This window comes from Microvirga soli, from assembly GCF_016734765.1.
Taxonomy (GTDB): domain Bacteria; phylum Pseudomonadota; class Alphaproteobacteria; order Rhizobiales; family Beijerinckiaceae; genus Microvirga; species Microvirga soli.
The window spans coordinates 21,918-35,858 of record NZ_JAERQE010000028.1 but is presented as its reverse complement, the minus strand read 5'-3'; the positions used below and the strand labels follow the sequence as shown (position 1 = coordinate 35,858).

Here is a 13,941-nt window from a genome sequence, read left to right as displayed (position 1 = left end):
AATAAACGATACGTCATTTTCCTTTTCTTGCCCACCAAGGGATGCCTGCATGGCAGAGGCGGTCATGGAGCCGAAAACAGAGTCAGGCCTGCCCTTGGTCAAGTCCCATTCGGGCGCAAGGATCCTGATCTACAGCCACGACACGTTCGGGCTCGGCCATTTGCGCAGGTCTCGAGCGCTGGCCAATGCCATCGTGGAGGCGCAGCCGGGCACCTCGGTGATCATCATCTCGGGCTCGCCCGTCATCGGGAACTTCGAGTTTGAGAGCGGGGTCGACTACATCCGCATCCCGGGGGTCACCAAGCTTCCCGACGGGGATTACCGCAGCCTCAACCTCAATGTGAACCTGGATGAAGCCGTGGGCCTGCGCCAGGCCCTGATTCTCCAGGCGGCCAAGGCTTTCCAGCCGGACGTGTTCATCGTCGACAAGGAGCCCACAGGTTTTCGCGGCGAGGTCGTGCCGGCTCTCGATTATCTCCAGGCCGCAGGATGCCGGCTCGTGCTCGGCATCCGCGACGTCATGGACGAGCCTGCGCTTCTCGTTCCGGAGTGGGAACGCAAGGGCGCCAGGACGGCCCTGATCCGCTATTACGACGAGATCTGGGTCTACGGATTGAGGGATGTCTATCAGCCCCTCAAGGCGCTCGACCTGCCTCCGGAAGTGGAAAGCCGGATCACCTATACCGGCTATCTGCGCCGGGACGTGCCGCCGACACCATCCCTGACCAAATATCCCAAGATTACCAAGCAGCCCTTCATCCTGGTGACCACCGGCGGCGGCGGCGACGGGGACGATCTGATCGACTGGGTGATCTCGGCCTACGAGGCGGAGCCGAATCTCGATCAGCCTGCCCTGATCCTTTTCGGGCCGTTCATCGACAGGGACCAGCGCCGCTCCTTCGTGGAACGCATCGCCCGGCAGCCGAAGCTCGACGTGATGTCCTTCGACAATAAGATCGAATGGCTCATGAAGAAGGCCGACGCGGTGGTGGCGATGGGGGGCTACAACACCTTCTGCGAGGCCTTGTCGTTCGACAAGCGCACCCTCATCGTCCCACGCACCCGGCCGCGGCTGGAGCAGTACATCCGGGCCGTGGAGGCCGAGCGGCTCGGCCTCTTGCGTATGCTGAGCGACTACAAGAAACCGCGCACGCCGGAGCGCATGGCGGCGGCCTTGCGGGCCCTCTCGACCCAGCCACGCCCATCCGAGGTGGTGATCCCGGACCTTCTCGACGGGCTTGACCGGGTGTGCGAACGGCTCAAAGTGCTGACCCAGTCCCGACCACGGTTTGCCCCTGCTTATCATCAGGCGGCCGAGTAGCCTGAAGAATGCTTCCCTCAACGACAGCCCGACGCATCGCCATCGTGGTGAACGGTTATCCACGCCTTTCTGAAACCTTCATCGCCCAGGAGATCCTGGCTCTCGAGCAGCGCGGCCTCGACCTCCAGATCTGGTCGCTTCGGCACCCGACAGAGCGGGCCGTGCATCCGATGCATAAGGCGATTCAAGCGAAGGTCAGCTATCTGCCGGAATATCTATATGAAGAGCCCCTTCGCGTGCTGCGCGGCGCTGCCTGGAGCCTGGGCCAGAAAGGTTTCGCGGCCACGATCAAGGCATTCTGGCGCGATCTGAGGCGCGATTTCACCGCCAACCGCGTGCGCCGCCTCGGCCAGGCCTTCGCGATGGCCCGGGAGCTGCCGGCGGACGTGCGGCACCTGCATGTGCATTACCTGCACACGCCCGCCTCAGTCGTCCGCTATGCGGCGCTCCTGACCGGCCGGACCTGGACCTTCTCGGCCCATGCCAAGGACATCTGGACGACGCCGGATTGGGAGAAGCGTGAGAAGATGGCCGAGGCCCGCTGGGGCGTGACCTGCACGGCCCAAGGAGCAGCCCATCTGCAATCGCTGTCGAGGCCGGAGCAGGTGTCGCTCGTCTATCACGGGCTCGATCTCTCGCGCTTTCCGTCACCGCCCGTGAGCCGCCCTGCCCGCGACGGCTCGGACCCGCTCGATCCGGTGCGCATCGTCTCCGTCGGGCGGGCCGTGGCCAAGAAGGGCTACGGCGACCTGATCCAGGCGCTCGCCGCGCTCCCGCCCGATCTGCACTGGCGCTTTGCCCATGTGGGCGGCGGCGAACTTCTCAACAGTCTCAAGAAGCAGGCCGAGCAAGCCGGCATCGGCAGCAAGGTGGCGTTTCTCGGTTCCAAAGCGCAGCCCGACATCATCAATCTCCTTCAAGAGGCGGATCTCTTCGTCCTGCCGTCCAAGGAGGCAAAGTCCGGCGACCGGGACGGCCTGCCGAATGTGATCATGGAAGCGGCAAGCCAGGGGCTTGCCATCGTGGCGACGGACTTCGCCGGGATCCCGGAATTCATCCGCAGCGGCACCGAGGGGGAGTTGGTGGCACCGGGCGATTGGGAGGCCCTCTCCAACGCCCTCAACCTGCTTGCCCGCGAGCCTGAACGGCGGCGGATTCTCGGCTCCGCAGCCTTCACGCGCCTGCGCCGGGATTTTTCCATGGAGGGTGGGATCGACGTTCTGGAAGAGCGCCTGCGCACTGTGACCGACAATCCGCACAGAGAACCGGAGCGGGTGTGACCCACACGCGGCCAGTGGCGTTCTACGCCCCGTTGAAGAGCCCGAACCATCCGCTTCCATCGGGCGACCGCACCATGGCGCGACTGCTGATGAAGGCCCTCGACCGGGCAGGCTACGCGCCATATCTTGCGAGCGAGTTGCGCACCCTCGACAAGACAGGCGATCCGCTGCAGCAGGAACATATCAGGCAGCGATCGCTCGAGGAGGCCTCACGCCTCATCGAGCACTACAAGGCTCTGCCGGAGCATAGCCGCCCCCGCCTGTGGTTCACCTACCACGTTTACTACAAGGCACCGGACTGGATCGGCCCCTGTGTGGCTCAGGCCCTGAACATTCCCTATGCCGTTGCGGAAGGTTCGCGGGCTGCAAAGCGGGCGCACGGATCCTGGGCTCTGGGGCATAAGGGAGCGGAGACTGCTCTCGACAAGGCCGATGCGATCTTCGTCATGACGGCCCATGACCGTGAGGCCTTGGAAGCGGCACGGCCACCGCATCAGGTTTTGGTCGATTTTCCGCCGTTTCTCGACGTGCAGGATTGGCCAGCACCGAGCGCTCTCCCCTCGCCCGGCAGCGAACCGCGCCTGCTCACCGTTGCCATGATGCGAAAGGGCGACAAGCTCGCCTCGTACAGCATTCTCGCCGCCGCTCTCGAACGGATCCAGCATCTGCCCTGGTCGCTCGACATCGTTGGAGATGGCGAGGCCAATGAAGACATCGCCGAGCTTTTCTCGTCACTCGCTAGCCGAGTGCGCTATCACGGCCGGATCGAGAACCGGACCGATCTGAGAGCGCTTTATGAAAGCGCCGACCTCTTCGTCTGGCCCGCCGTCAACGAGGCCTACGGCATGGTGCTGCTGGAGGCTCAGGCGCTAGGCTGCCCGGTGCTCGCCGGAGCCTATGGCGGGGTGGCCAGCGTGGTGAAGCATGGCGAAACCGGCATGCTGACACACCCCGGCGACATCGCGGCTTTTGCCGATGGCTTAAGCAACCTCCTGCAGGATCGAGACCTCCTCCGGAGCCTAGGGACCAATGCCCAGCGCTTCGTGCGCCAGGAGCGCGACCTCGATCATGCCGCTTTGCGATTGCGCAATGCGCTCGAACCGCTCACAGCTCGAGTGGGAGCATGACATTGCGCGTGTTGATCGCCGTCACGCATCTGCTGGGCGCAGGCCACCTGACGCGGGCGGCAGCCCTGGCGCGTGCCTTCGCCCGCAAGGGACATGAGACGATTCTCGTTTCGGGAGGAACCCCAGCCCGACTGGCGGATCTCGGCGGAGCGAAGTTGGTTCAGCTGCCGCCGGTGCGCACCATCGGGACTGATTTCAGGACGCTTCTCGACGAGAGCTTTCAGCCGGTCGATGCGGCCTATCTCGAACAGCGCCAGGCGATCCTGCTCGATACGCTTCGCAGCACCCGGCCCGACATCCTGATCACCGAACTATTCCCGTTCGGGCGCCGCGTGCTGGCGGGCGAGTTCATGGCGCTGGTCGAGGCTGCTCATGCCCTGAACCCGCGCCCGCTCGTCCTATCCTCGATCCGCGACATTCTCGTGGCCCCTGCAAAGGCGGAGCGCATTACGGAGGCGCATGAGCGTATCCTTCGCCACTACGATACCGTTCTCGTCCACGGCGATCCCGACCTCGTGCCCCTGGAGGCCTCATGGCCGCTGGATGAGAAGATCAGGCCGCTCATCCGCTACACCGGCTACGTGGACGAGAATGAGGATCCAGTTCCGCAAGGTCACCGGCACGGCATCGTCGTCTCAGGTGGATCGAGCGCCGCGAGCCTGCCGCTCTACCGTGCCGCTCTCGACGCCGCGCCCCTCATCGCTGATCGCCCTTGGCACATCCTCATCGGGCGAGGAGTATCGGAAGAGAATTTTCAAACGCTTCGAAACAATGCTCCGGCCCATGCCGTCATCGAACGGGTGAGACCTGACTTCCGGGCGCTGCTCGCCCGCGCCGAGATCTCGGTCAGCCAGGCCGGTTACAACACGGTGGTGGACCTTCTGCGCTGCGGCGTGCGGTCGGTTCTCGTTCCCTTCGAGGCGGGCCACGAGACGGAGCAGCGCCTGCGGGCCGAGCGCCTGAAGAGCATGGGACTCGCCAACATCGTCCCGGAGGGTGAGCTGTCCGGAGTGCACCTGGCGGAGGCGATCCGCCAAGGGCTGACACAGCTCTCATCTTCACCCCCTGCCGTCGCCATCAATGGAGCACGGCAAAGCGTCGCCATCGCGGAAAGCTTGATTGCCCCCAAGCCCGCCCTGCATCCGACCATCGACTGGTCGCCTCTGAACACCGCCTTGGAGCGGGCCAGGGATGGGGGCTACACGGTTCGTGTCTGGTGGCGGGATGATGACGCGGTCGCCGACACCCCTGCCCTCGACCGCCTTCTCACGCTGGCCCGCCGCTACAATGCCGGGATCGGCCTCGCTGTCATACCGGAGGGCCTTCAAACGTCCCTGGCCTTGCGGTTGTCGGATGAAACCTCGGCGTTTGCTCTCGTGCATGGCTGGAGCCACGCCAACCATGCCCCTCCGGAGGCCAAGAAGGCGGAGTTCGGCGCCCATCGCCCGGTGGAGACCATGGCGGCGGAAGCACAGCGTGCTCTGCGGACGGCGAGCGCGCATCTTGGAGCGAAGCTGCTGCCGGTCTTCGTGCCGCCCTGGAACCGGATCTCCAGCGAGTTGATCCCGAACCTGCCGCGCCTGGGGTTCAGTGCATTGTCCACGTTCACCGATCGGCGCGTAGCTTCCCCCGCTCCAGGGCTTCTCCAGATCAACACCCATCTGGATCCCATCGACTGGCGTGGCGCCCGCAGTGCGGTTGAGCCACGGCAGATCGTTGCCGGCCTCGCAGGAGCCATCGAGCGGCGCATCGCCGGCGCGGCCGACCGGGATGAGCCCATCGGGCTCCTGACGCATCATCTCGTTCATGATGAAGTCATCTGGGTGTTATCCGAAAGGCTTATCGCGCACCTCGCCGAACGAGACATCTATTTCCTTCCGCCTGATGCATGTTTCGGAATAGAAACAGGGTCACATTTGCGATCTAATGGGATCTGAAGCGTTATGCTCGTAGACTTGGAGGAGCATATGGAAGCGCCCATCCTGTCGGTTCGTCAGTTGACGGTCGACTTCAGCACCGACGCCGGGAACTTCCGGGCTGTCGATGGAGTGACCTTCGACATTCCGAAGGGCAAGACCGTGGCGCTTGTCGGCGAGTCCGGTTCCGGCAAGTCGGTGACCGCGCAGGCCATCCTCCAGATCCTGTCGAAGAAGGCCAGGATCACGAACGGGTCGCTGCTCTTCAACGACCCTTCGACCGAGGGGAGCATCGATATCGCGGCGCTGCCGGCTGAAAGCGATGCCATGCATAGCTTACGCGGCGGACGCATCGCCATGATCTTTCAGGAGCCGATGACCTCCCTGTCGCCGCTCCACACCATTGGCGACCAGATCTCCGAAGCCCTGATGATCCACGCGGACGTAGATCAGGCCACGGCCAACCAGCGGACCATGGACGTGCTGAACAGGGTCGGCTTTCCCGACCCGAAGCGGGCGCTCAGAACCTACCCGTTCGAACTCTCCGGCGGTTTGCGCCAGCGCGCCATGATCGCCATGGCGCTCATCACGCGGCCGGCCCTCCTGATCGCCGACGAGCCGACGACGGCGCTAGACGTCACGACGCAGGCGCAGATCCTCGACCTCATCAAGGAATTGCAGGTCGAAACGGGCATGTCGGTGCTCCTCATCACCCACGATCTCGGCGTGGTGGCCAACGTGGCCGACGAGGTGGTGGTCATGTATCGCGGGCGGATCATGGAGGCCGGCTCGCGGGAGGAGATCTTCCGCAATGCCCAGCATCCGTATCTACAGGCGCTCATGCGTGCGGTGCCGCGCTTCGCCATGGCGGAGAACGAGCGCCTGACGCCGATCCGCGAGGTGAAAAGCGCGAGCCTTGCAACCGCCGATGCGCCGCAGCGCGTTCAACCGGCGGGCCCGATCCTGAAGGTGGAGCGCCTCACGAAATCCTTCACGCTCCGGTCCGGCTGGTTCTCCGGCAAGGCGCGGGAGATCCGCGCCGTCAGCGAAGTGGACCTCTCCCTTCCGGCGGGCAAGACCCTGGGACTTGTGGGTGAATCCGGTTGCGGCAAGACCACCGTGTCCAAGATGATCATGCGGGCGATCCCGCCCAATTCCGGAAAGGTTCTGTTCGACGACGGCACCGGTCCCAAGGATGTGCACAAGCTCGAAGGCGAGGCGCTGACCACCTATCGCCGTTCGGTGCAGTTCATCTTCCAGGACCCGTTCTCGTCCCTCAATCCGCGCATGACGGTCTATGAGTTGCTTACCGAGCCCCTGCGCATTCACGACATCGGCACCTCGGACGAGCGCTACGAGCGCGTGAAGCATCTTCTCGAGATGGTGGGGCTGGATCAAGGGGCGCTGCGGCGCTACCCGCATTCCTTCTCCGGCGGCCAGCGCCAGCGTCTCGGGATCGCGCGGGCGCTCGCGCTCGAACCGCGCGTCCTGCTCTGCGACGAACCGGTCTCTGCCCTCGACGTGTCGGTGCAGGCGCAGGTGCTGAACCTGCTCAAGGATCTGCAGGCGGCGCTCGGCCTCTCGTACCTGTTCGTGTCGCACAACCTCGCTGTGGTGGATTACATCGCCGATACCATCGCGGTGATGTGCCGGGGTTACATCGTCGAGGAAGCTCCGAAATCGTCACTGTTCCGCAATCCGGTTCACCCCTATACTCAGGCACTGCTCGCGGCCGTGCCGGATCCGGACATCGACCGGCCTCTGGATTTCACCAAGCTGCGCACGGGCGGCTTCTCGCAGCCCTCCGCGTGGCCGGAGCCCTTCCGCATCGAGCCGGGCGAGTTCGGGGTCATGAAGGAAATCGAGCCCGGCCATAAGGTCCGCATGGGGCGCCTGACAGCCCGGGAGGCTGCATGATGCTCAGTATCCGCAAGACCACGCTCGCATTAGGCCTGGCGCTCGGATCGCTCGCCCTGCCTGCCGCAGGCCAGGACTACAAGGAACCGCCCTTCTTCGCCGACCTGCCGCAGGACAAGAAGCTCCCGCCCATGGCTGAACGGCTTCCGAAGACACCCATCGTGGTCGGCTCATCCGGCCAGTACGGCGGCGATATGGTCACCCTCGTGCCGCGCCCACGGGATATCCGCTACATCTCGACCTTCACCTATACGCGCCTCGTGGGCTACGACCGGAACCTGGACCTCCAGCCCGACCTCCTGGAAAAGCTCGAGAACGACGGCGACCGGGTGTTCACCTTTACCCTGCGCGCAGGCCACCGCTGGTCCGACGGGTCGCCCTTCACGGCTGAGGACTTCCGCTACTACTGGGAGGATGTGGCGCACAATCTGGATCTCTCGCCCGCCGGTCCGCCCGAGTTCATGCTGGTGGACGGAAAGCCTCCCCGCTTCGAGGTGCTCGACGAGCGCACATTGCGCTACAGCTGGGACAAGCCCAATCCGCGCTTCCTGCCGCAGCTCGCGGGTCCGCTCGATCCCGGCATCTACCGGGCCTCCGCCTATCTCAAGCAGTTCCACGCCAAGTACGCAGACAAGGCCTCTCTTGAGGAGAAGGCCAAGCAGCAGAAGCTGAAATCCTGGGCGGCGCTCCACAACCGTATGGACGACATGAAGGAGCAGACCAATCCGGCCCTGCCGACCCTCATGCCGTGGCGCGTCATGAATGCGGCGCCGGCGAACCGCTTCATCTTCGAGCGCAATCCCTACTACCACCGCGTCGATGCCGAGGGGCGGCAGCTGCCTTACGTCGACCGGATCATCATGGACGTGTCCGCCAGCGGGCTCTTCGCGGCCAAGGCCAATGCGGGCGAGGAGGATCTGCTGTTCCGCGGCCTGAACATGGGCGACATTCCCGTGCTGAAGCAGGGCGAGAAGGCGAAGGGCTACACGACTCTCCTCTGGCCCTACGCTCGCGGCACGGAGCTCGCGCTCTATCCCAACCTCAACACGGTAGATCCGGTCTGGCGCCAGCTCAACCGGGACATCCGCTTCCGGCGCGCCCTGTCGCTCGGGATTGATCGCAAGACGCTCAATAACGCGCTGCTCTTCGGGCTCGGCGTCGAGGGCAACAACACCATCGTGGCGGAAAGCCCGCTCTTCATGCCGGAGCTGCGGACGCAGCACGCCACCTACGATCCCAATCAGGCCTCGCGCCTCCTCGACGAAATCGGCCTCACCAAGCGCAACGGCGCAGGCATCCGCCTGCTGCCGGACGGGCGCGAGCTGGAGGTCATCGTCGAGACCGACGGTGAGAGCAGCCTCGTGGTGGATGGGCTCACCCTCATCGGCGAGTTCTGGCGCGAGATCGGCGTGCGGCTTTTCGTGAAGCCGCAGGACCGGACGGTTCTGCGCAACCGCTCCTATGCGGGACTGACCGTAATGGTGGCTGCCCCCGGCCTCGACAATGCAATCCCCACCGCCCTCATGCCGCCCACCGAACTCGCACCCATGCGCCAGGACAACTACGCCTGGCCGAAATGGGGACAATATATCGAGACCCAAGGCAAGATGGGAGAGGCGGTCGACATTCCGGAGGCGGAGCACCTTCTCAAGTCATACGAGACTTGGATGAACACCGGAGACCGGCAGGTACAGAGGGCAGCCTGGCACGAGATGCTGAAGAATCACGTCGAAAACCAGTGGACCATCGGCACCATTGCCGGCGCCCTGCAGCCCATCGTGGTGCGAAACGGCCTTCAGGGACTTCCCGCCAAAGCGCTCTACAGCTGGGAGCCGACTGCGATGCTCGGGATCTACCGGCTGGATGAAATCCACTGGAACAAAGCCGCCGGCAAAGAGGCCCGTCGATGATCCGCTTCCTGTTGCGTCGCACCGTCACCATGGCGGTGACCCTGCTGATCATCTCGGCCCTGGTGTTCTTCATCATCAAGCTGCCGCCGGGCGACTTCCTGACCAACCAGATCGCGGAACTGCGTGCGCAAGGCGAATCCGCCTCTATCGCCAAGGCCGAATTCCTCATCCGGCAATACGGGCTCGATAAGCCGGCCTGGCAGCAATACCTGGTTTGGCTCGGCGTGATGCCGGGCCCGAACGGCTTTTCCGGCCTGCTGCAGGGCGACTGGGGCTGGTCCTTCGAATACGACAAGCCTGTGGTGGACGTGGTGGGCGATGCCCTGTGGCTGACGCTCCTCGTCAACTTCGCCGTGGTGATCTTCATCCACCTGATCGCGATTCCGATCGCCATCTATTCGGCCACGCGGCAATATTCCGTCGGCGACTACATCGCCACCTTCATCGGCTATATCGGCCTTGCAACCCCAAGCTTCCTGCTCGCGCTGATCCTTCTCTATTACATGAACCGCTGGTTCGGCATCTCCATCGGCGGCCTCTACGATCCGCAATATGCGGGCGAATCGTGGACCTGGGCCAAGGTCCAGTCCCTCCTCTCACATCTCGTGGTTCCCACGGTCGTCATCGGGCTCGGCGGAACCGCCGCCATGATCCGGCGCATGCGCGCGAACCTCCTCGATGAGCTGGGCAAGCAGTATTACGTGACCGCGAAGGCAAAGGGTCTCGGCCCCACCAAGGCCCTGCTCAAATATCCCTTCCGCATGTCGCTCAACCCGTTCATCGCCGATATCGGCAATCTCCTGCCACAGCTTGTCTCGGGCTCGGTGCTGGTATCGCTGGTCCTGAGCCTGCCGACAGTGGGGCCGATCCTGCTCAGCGCGTTGAAGAGCCAAGATCAGTTCCTGGCAGGCTTCATCCTCATGTTCGTCGCCGTGCTCACCGTCGCCGGCATGCTGGTCTCCGACCTCCTTCTGGCGTGGCTCGATCCGCGCATCCGCATGGGAGGCGCACGATGAACACGGCCATCACGTCGAAGCGACACTATGTCGATCCCGCGCCCTTCGATCCGGGCGCCACGGAGCCCGTGGGCGCGCAGAGCGAAAGCTTCTACCGCGCCTCGTCATGGCAGCTGATGTGGTGGAAGTTTCGGCGGCACAAGGTGGCGCTCGCCGCCGCCTTCGTGCTCCTCGCCTTCTATGCCATCGTGCCCTTCGTCGAGGTGATCGCGCCCTACAACCAGACCAAGCGGCACGGCGATTTCCTCTATGCGCCACCGCAGGGAATTCACCTGATGCACGAGGGGCAGCTTATGCGTCCCTTCGTCTATCCCTATACCTATAGCTTCGATCTGGAGAACTTCCGCCGCGTCTACACGGTCGATAGCTCAAGGCCGCAGCCGATCCGCTTCCTCTGCCGGGGCGACGACTACGAGTTCTGGGGGATGTGGCAGACGAATTTCCACCTGGTCTGTCCGCCGGAGAACGGAACGATGTTCCTGCTCGGCACGGACAGGCTCGGGCGAGACCTTCTCTCGCGCATCATCTATGGCGCGCGCATCTCGCTCACCATCGGCATCGTGGGCATCGCGGTCTCGTTCACCTTAGGCCTCTTCTTCGGCGGCCTTGCCGGCTATCTCGGCGGCTGGGTCGATCACGTGATCCAGCGCACGATCGAGATCCTGCGCTCCCTGCCGGAGCTGCCTCTATGGCTCGCCCTCTCCGCAGCCCTGCCGCCGAACTGGAGTCCGATCCTCGTGTTCTTCGGCATCACGATCATCCTCGGCCTCCTCGACTGGCCGGGCCTCGCCCGCGCAGTACGTTCCAAGCTGCTGTCCCTGCGCGAGGAGGATTTCGTGAAGGCCGCGGAGCTGATGGGCGCCTCCAAGCAGCGCGTGATCGCGCGCCACCTCATCCCCAACTTCATGAGCCACCTGATCGCCTCGGCAACGCTCTCGATCCCGTCCATGATCCTCGGCGAGACCGCCCTCTCCTTCTTAGGATTGGGCCTGCGGCCGCCGGTGACGAGTTGGGGCGTGTTGCTCAACGAGGCGCAGAACCTCGCGGCCGTGCAGCTGCACCCCTGGCTTCTGTTCCCGATGGCCCCGGTGGTGATCGTCGTGCTCGCCTTCAACTTCATGGGCGATGGCCTGCGCGACGCGGCCGATCCGTATCATTAGACGCGAAGCCTGTTGTCCTGGAAGCGAGGGAATGCGAGACATCCTGCATCAATGACGATGGCAGAGGTGTTTCGTGGCCGAATACCGGATTGATGCATCCCCGGAGAGTGTTCACTGGGGCTATTTCGATGCGGGCATTCCCCCGCTTCTCACGGTGGACTCAGGCGACACCGTCACGATCTCGACCGTGTCGGGCGGTCCCGAGGCGATGCCGAAGGCGCCCTTCGTCATCCCTCAGGCGCTGTCGGACATTCATGCGGCTCACAAGCCAAAGTTGCCGGGCCACATCTGCACAGGCCCTGTCGCCGTGCGAGGCGCCAAGGCCGGTCAGGTGCTCGAAGTCCGCATCAAGGACATCCAGCTGCATTACGACTGGGGCTTCACCTATTCCGCCCCGCAGAAAGGCGCCCTGCCCGACGACTTCGATGAGATCCACTTCATGACGCTTCCGCTCGACCGCGAGCGGATGACGGGCAAGCTGCCCTGGGGATTGGAACTGCCCCTGAAGCCGTTCTTCGGCGTGATGGCCGTGGCGCCGCCGGTCTCTTGGGGTGCACTCAGCACCCTGCCCCCCCGACGCAATGGCGGCAATCTCGATAACAAGGAGCTGGTGGCCGGCACCACGCTCTACTTGCCGATCCATGTGGACGGCGCCCTGTTCTCCGTTGGCGACGGGCATGGCGTTCAGGGCGACGGCGAGGTCTGTGTCACGGCTATCGAGACCGGCCTCATCGGCACCTTCGAGCTGCACCTGCGCGAGGATATGAACCTCACCTGGCCCATGGCCGAGACGCCGACCCATGTCATGACCATGGCGTTCGATCCCGACCTCGACGACTGCGTGGTCATCGCGCTGCGCTCCATGATCGACCTGATCGTCGCCCGCGCCGGCATCACCAAGGCTGAGGCCTATGCCCTGTGCAGCCTCGCGGCGGACCTGCGCATCACCCAGGTGGTCAACGGCAACAAGGGCGTCCACGTGATGCTCGACAAGAGCCTGCTGCAGAAGGCGCAGCGCTAAACATTCTCAGGTGGCGGCTCCTCGCCGAAGATGGAGCGACCGCCATAGGCATGGGATTTCGCCCGCTCCTGCCTGATGTGGTCCTCCACATCGGGGCCGGTGGCATGCCGCTCGAGCGCGCGAGCCTGATCGTCGAGCCGTTTCAATGCGAAAAGCTCCTCCTGCTGACCGAGCTTCGCCTTCTGGACGGCCGATTTCAGCACGCGGATCGTCTCGTCATAGACCCGCACAGGCACCGGATATGGGTGCCGGTCCTTGCCGCCATGGGCAAAGGAAAAGCGGGCCGGGTCGCTGAAACGGCAGGGCGTGCCGTGTACGACTTCCGCCACCATGGCAAGTGCCTGCACGGTGCGCGGGCCCACGCCTGGTGTCATCAGGAGGTCGGGGAAATCCTCCGGCCCGCGATCCGCTGCAGCGGCGAGGGTTCCGTGGAGGCGGCGCAGCAGCACGTCCTTTGCTCGCACATCGTGATGCTCGGGCATCACCAGATGCGGCAGCAGGGGCTGCGGGCTCGCGGCCGGGGCCGCTTCGCGCCCTTCGAGGGCCAGGAACTTGCGGGCGATGTTGTCAGGTCCCAGCGAGCTCAAGAGATCGATCTGCGCCTTCCGTGAGGCGGCTGCCCGGCGGTCGGTGAGATTGACGATGGTGCCCTGCCCTTTGCCGTCGATGGCCGTATGCGGCTCGTCGACGAAGCTCTTCAAATCTTCGGACAGCCAATGGTACCGGCGTGCCAGCCGGGACGTGTCGTTCATCCCCTGCTGGACCACCGCCCATTTTCCGTCATCAGTGACGATGAAGCCATGAAGGTAGAGGTCGAACCCGTCCTGGATCGCCGCGCTGTCGACCTTGGCCACGAGGCGGCTGGCATTCGCAAGAGCGGCGCCGTCGAATCCGACTCGCTCACCGATGGCGACCAGCTCGTGCGGCGTTTGCCGCGAGTGCTTTCCGCGTCCGCCGCAGACATGAATGCCGAGTTCCTTCGACAGCGGCGTGAGCCCGCGCTTCAAAGCCCCGGTGACGCTGGTGGTGATGCCGGAGGAGTGCCAGTCCATGCCCATCACGGCACCGAAAGACTGGAACCAGAACGGATGGGCAAGCCGGCGCAGCAGTTCGTCGCGCCCGTAATGGTGCACGATGGCCTCAGACATCACGCCGCCGAGACGCGTCATGCGATCCGCCAGCCATTTCGGCACGTGGCCGGAATGGAGCGGCAGATCGGCGCTTCCGGCGCGCTTGGCCATCGGATGTTCTCTCCTCGAAGCCTGAATGTAAC

The 13,941-nt window shown here is 64.3% G+C and carries 10 protein-coding genes; 9 read left to right on the top strand and 1 reads right to left on the bottom strand.

Translation table 11 applies throughout. From position 1 onward, the window contains the following. Nucleotides 1-64 precede the first annotated feature (64 nt). From JKL45_RS20015 to JKL45_RS19975, 9 genes are all read left to right on the top strand, one after another. Entirely contained in the window at nucleotides 65-1,321 is a 1,257-nt protein-coding gene (locus JKL45_RS20015) for a glycosyltransferase family protein (RefSeq protein ID WP_376771053.1), read from the top strand. 8 nt (nucleotides 1,322-1,329) lie between these two features. Then, nucleotides 1,330-2,601 carry a glycosyltransferase family 4 protein gene (locus tag JKL45_RS20010; protein WP_201863343.1) on the top strand — a complete coding sequence of 424 codons (1,272 nt, stop codon included), beginning with the start codon at nucleotides 1,330-1,332 and terminating at the stop codon, nucleotides 2,599-2,601. Further along, a complete protein-coding gene (locus JKL45_RS20005; RefSeq protein WP_312896995.1) occupies nucleotides 2,598-3,728 on the top strand; it encodes a glycosyltransferase family 4 protein in 1,131 nt (376 codons plus the stop codon). The genes JKL45_RS20010 and JKL45_RS20005 overlap by 4 nt, the downstream gene beginning before the upstream one ends. Further along, the gene (locus tag JKL45_RS20000) at nucleotides 3,725-5,665 is read left to right on the top strand and encodes a glycosyltransferase (RefSeq protein WP_201863342.1); all 1,941 of its coding nucleotides are present in this window, start codon (nucleotides 3,725-3,727) and stop codon (nucleotides 5,663-5,665) included. Before JKL45_RS20005 ends, JKL45_RS20000 begins: the two co-directional genes overlap by 4 nt. Before the next feature lie 30 nt (nucleotides 5,666-5,695). Then, the gene (locus tag JKL45_RS19995) at nucleotides 5,696-7,561 is read left to right on the top strand and encodes an ABC transporter ATP-binding protein (RefSeq protein ID WP_201863341.1); all 1,866 of its coding nucleotides are present in this window, start codon (nucleotides 5,696-5,698) and stop codon (nucleotides 7,559-7,561) included. Beyond that, on the top strand, nucleotides 7,558-9,471 hold the full coding sequence (locus tag JKL45_RS19990; protein ID WP_201863340.1) for an ABC transporter substrate-binding protein: 1,914 nt from the start codon (nucleotides 7,558-7,560) through the stop codon (nucleotides 9,469-9,471). Before JKL45_RS19995 ends, JKL45_RS19990 begins: the two co-directional genes overlap by 4 nt. After that, a complete protein-coding gene (locus JKL45_RS19985; protein WP_201863339.1) occupies nucleotides 9,468-10,487 on the top strand; it encodes an ABC transporter permease in 1,020 nt (339 codons plus the stop codon). Before JKL45_RS19990 ends, JKL45_RS19985 begins: the two co-directional genes overlap by 4 nt. Next, on the top strand, nucleotides 10,484-11,647 hold the full coding sequence (locus JKL45_RS19980) for an ABC transporter permease (RefSeq protein ID WP_201863338.1): 1,164 nt from the start codon (nucleotides 10,484-10,486) through the stop codon (nucleotides 11,645-11,647). Before JKL45_RS19985 ends, JKL45_RS19980 begins: the two co-directional genes overlap by 4 nt. Before the next feature lie 73 nt (nucleotides 11,648-11,720). Beyond that, nucleotides 11,721-12,668 (top strand): acetamidase/formamidase family protein, encoded by a 948-nt coding sequence (locus JKL45_RS19975; RefSeq protein WP_201863337.1) that lies wholly within the window; start codon nucleotides 11,721-11,723, stop codon nucleotides 12,666-12,668. On the opposite strand, the gene JKL45_RS19970 is transcribed toward JKL45_RS19975, so the two are convergent. Next, a complete protein-coding gene (locus JKL45_RS19970; protein WP_201863336.1) occupies nucleotides 12,665-13,909 on the bottom strand; it encodes a DUF763 domain-containing protein in 1,245 nt (414 codons plus the stop codon). The two genes, JKL45_RS19975 and JKL45_RS19970, sit on opposite strands and share 4 nt — an antisense overlap. Nucleotides 13,910-13,941: the final 32 nt, after the last annotated feature.